Genomic DNA, 3055 nt, shown 5'->3' with positions numbered 1-3055 from the left:
TCCACGACCGGCAACCCTCGACGTCGGATCCTGACCGCCCTCGCCGCCGCCGCGCTACACTCGGTCGGGGTCTGCGAACCGTTCACGACTCTGAGCATCTGAACGCGGGAGTTCAAACGATGGCATTCAGTGGGCGACAGTTTTTCAAGAACTCTGATCGTGGGGACTGGCAGTCGGCGACCGACGCTCTCGAAACCGGATTCACTTTCGGTTTCTACGGTGCTTTCTCAGACTCGACGACTCAGACCATCACGGCAAACACCGCTACGCCGATGACGTTCAACACGACCGAGGAGTCTTTCGGCGTGTCTATCGGATCGCCGTCGAGTCGGATCGTGATCGCTAACCCCGGCACGTACAACATTCAGTTTTCGGCACAACTCGACAAGACCGACGGCGGATCCGATGATGTCACCGTATGGCTCGACGTCGACGGGGGCAACGTGGCACGGTCGGCAACCGATCTCACCATTCCCAACAATCCGGGACGAATCGTCGCCGCTTGGAACTGGGTCTACACGTTCACTGCCGGACAGTATTTCCGGCTCATGTGGTCAACACCGGATAGCAGTATGCGGTTACTTTCGGCCGGCACGAGAACCGGCCCTATCCGACCGGCGGTCCCGTCCGTCATTCTTACGGTTACGCAGGTCGGAGCAGTCCGGTAGGACCATACCCCCGTTCATCTCCCTAGTCGGTAAGAATGGATCTCATGACGAAACCACAAACCCCGAACGCCGACGCTCTCTCCTCACTCGTCGAGGGACACCGAAACACTTGGTATGCGCGCGGTTGCTCTGTTGGTCGAGTCATCATCGACCTCGACCCCGGCGAGTATCGGACCCGGCTCGTCGGATACATCAACCTGCCCGTAGAGGAACTGACACACGCTCCGATCATCGCCGCCGTGAACGAAACCCTCGGGATCAGTCTCCGCCCGGACACGCTCGGCCGTCACCGCCGGCGCTCGTGCTCGTGTCCCGATGAGGCGTACTCGTGAGCGATCCATACGAGGAGGCGATCTCGATCCCGGGTCAGGATCCCGACGCTCTCGACAAGGCTCTACGACGCGCTGACCGTCGCCCCGCCCCGGCTCCGGCGGGATGGGAGTCCGGCATCGCGTGGGATGGCTCCGAAGGTCAGATCACGACCGGACCTCTCGACGTCGAGCCGAACGACGCCCTATGGGCCGAACTCCTCGCCGACTGGAACCTCGACCCCGCGACGACCGAGGTCGTCCCCGGCTCGATTCAGGTTCGGGGATGGGATGCGAACATCGGCGGCGGAGAAATCCGTCGCCTCCGCTATTACCGGGCGACGATCCGACAGCGCTCCGCCGAGGTGTCAATCGACCGGGCCGACGTCGACGAACTCTGTCGACTCGCTCTCGGTCGCAAGGCGCGCACGGTCCCCGAGGTCGCCTCCGAGGACGTCTCTCTCGTCGTCCCGCTCTCCGACTGGCAGATCGGCAAGGGCGAAGGCGGAGGGTCTCCGGCGGCCGTGGAGAGGATCAGTCGAGGTATCGACGCGATGGTCGACAAGGTCCGAGAAATGAAACGCGCCGGTCGAGCACCGGGCGCGATCTATCTCCTCGGCATGGGCGACACCCTCGAAGGATGCTCCGGCTTCTACCCGATGATGGAGTTTCAGACCGACCTCGACAACCGAGAGCAGAAACGAGTCGTCCGTCGCCTATGGCTCCGAGGTGTCGACGTCGCCGCCGCACTGGTCCCGAGAGTCGTCATCGCCGGCGTTCCCGGCAATCACGGCGAAGCACGACGCGACGGCAAGGCGTACACGACATGGACCGATAACTCCGACCTAGCGGTAATCGAGGAGACCGCGGAAATCTGCGCGGCTAACCCGGAGCGTTACGGTCATGTCTCGACAGTCCTAGCGCGCGACCTGACTCTCGTCCTCGGCGTGTCAGGCGTGAACGTCGGACTCGCTCACGGACACCAGTTCGGCCGAGGTGGAGGTCACGCCGCAGCGAAGGCCGAGAAATGGTGGACCGGTCAGATCATGGGCCGGCAACCGATCGCCGACGCTGACATTCTGATTACCGGTCACCTTCATCACCTCGTAATCGCCGAGTCCACCGGGCGAACGCATATTCAATGCCCCGCGCAGGATGGCGGTTCGTACTGGTGGACCGCTCAGACCGGAAGCCATTCGCCGTCGGGGCAACTCATGTTCGGAGTCGGACGCGGTTACGGTACTCGCGGGTGGGGAGACCTCGACATCGTAGGATGATCCGGTAACGTCCCCGACCCCTATCCCGACGACCCGGAGTTCTAGTCCGTGATCCCGACTTCCATCTACATCGCCGGCCCTATGCGCGGCATACCTCAGTTCAATTTCCCGTCGTTCGACGCGGCACGGATCCGACTCGGCTCCGCCGGATGGAATGTCCGATGCCCCGCCGAACGTGACCGAAACGCCGACTTCGATCCGGTCGGACTCTCCGGTCGAGAGGATCTCGACGAGATCGGATTCAATCTCCCCGACGCGCTGAAGCATTGTTTCTTGGATGTCCTCGACGTCGACGCCGTCGCTCTCCTGCCCGGTTGGACAGGCTCAGAGGGGGCACGCGCCGAGGCGCACGTCGCCGCCCTGACCGGCCGGACCCTCTACCAGTTCTTTCAACACCGGCCGATCATGCTCGAACCGCTCGACGGAATCGAAATCGTGACCCGTGTCGAGACGATGCTCCGATGACCGACCGCCCCGAGCATGACTCCGGAGACGAGGCACTCCGACGCGAGGTCGACGACGCGACCCTCGACGAGCAACTCCGAAACGATCGCCTTGCTCGACGATGGCGGCGATTCATTCGCAACCTCCGAGACCTCTCGGATGGTGCTCATGACTGACCGACGAGCAGAAGTCCGCTATGTCGACCCCACCACCGGCGGCGAAAAGGGAACGAAACTCGCCCGCTTCGACCTGATCCCGGAGATCCCTCTCTACGCACTGGCAGAGCACTACGGACGAGGCGCCGGCAAATACGACGACCACAACTGGCGACGCGGCTACCCGTGGTCGATCTCGTTCG

The 3055-nt window shown here is 63.0% G+C and carries 5 protein-coding genes; all 5 read left to right on the top strand.

Annotated features, from left to right (window positions below):
• The first annotated feature begins 119 nt into the window (after positions 1 to 119).
• Entirely contained in the window at positions 120 to 668 is a 549-nt protein-coding gene (locus ACIQ0Q_RS08970) for a hypothetical protein (RefSeq protein WP_395772598.1), read from the top strand.
• A gap of 44 nt (positions 669 to 712) precedes the next feature.
• Positions 713 to 1000 carry a hypothetical protein gene (locus tag ACIQ0Q_RS08965; RefSeq protein WP_395772597.1) on the top strand — a complete coding sequence of 96 codons (288 nt, stop codon included), beginning with the start codon at positions 713 to 715 and terminating at the stop codon, positions 998 to 1000.
• Positions 997 to 2253, top strand: coding sequence for a hypothetical protein (locus tag ACIQ0Q_RS08960; RefSeq protein ID WP_395772596.1), 1257 nt, complete (start codon positions 997 to 999; stop codon positions 2251 to 2253). The genes ACIQ0Q_RS08965 and ACIQ0Q_RS08960 overlap by 4 nt, the downstream gene beginning before the upstream one ends.
• 48 nt (positions 2254 to 2301) lie before the next feature.
• Positions 2302 to 2718, top strand: coding sequence for a DUF4406 domain-containing protein (locus ACIQ0Q_RS08955; protein WP_395772595.1), 417 nt, complete (start codon positions 2302 to 2304; stop codon positions 2716 to 2718).
• A gap of 147 nt (positions 2719 to 2865) precedes the next feature.
• Positions 2866 to 3055: dATP/dGTP diphosphohydrolase domain-containing protein (locus ACIQ0Q_RS08950; RefSeq protein ID WP_395772594.1), on the top strand; the 190-nt coding region annotated here is incomplete at its 3' end.

This window comes from Arenimonas sp. (assembly GCF_044348765.1).
GTDB lineage: Bacteria > Pseudomonadota > Gammaproteobacteria > Xanthomonadales > Xanthomonadaceae > Arenimonas.
This window is presented reverse-complemented; position numbering and strand designations above follow the sequence as displayed.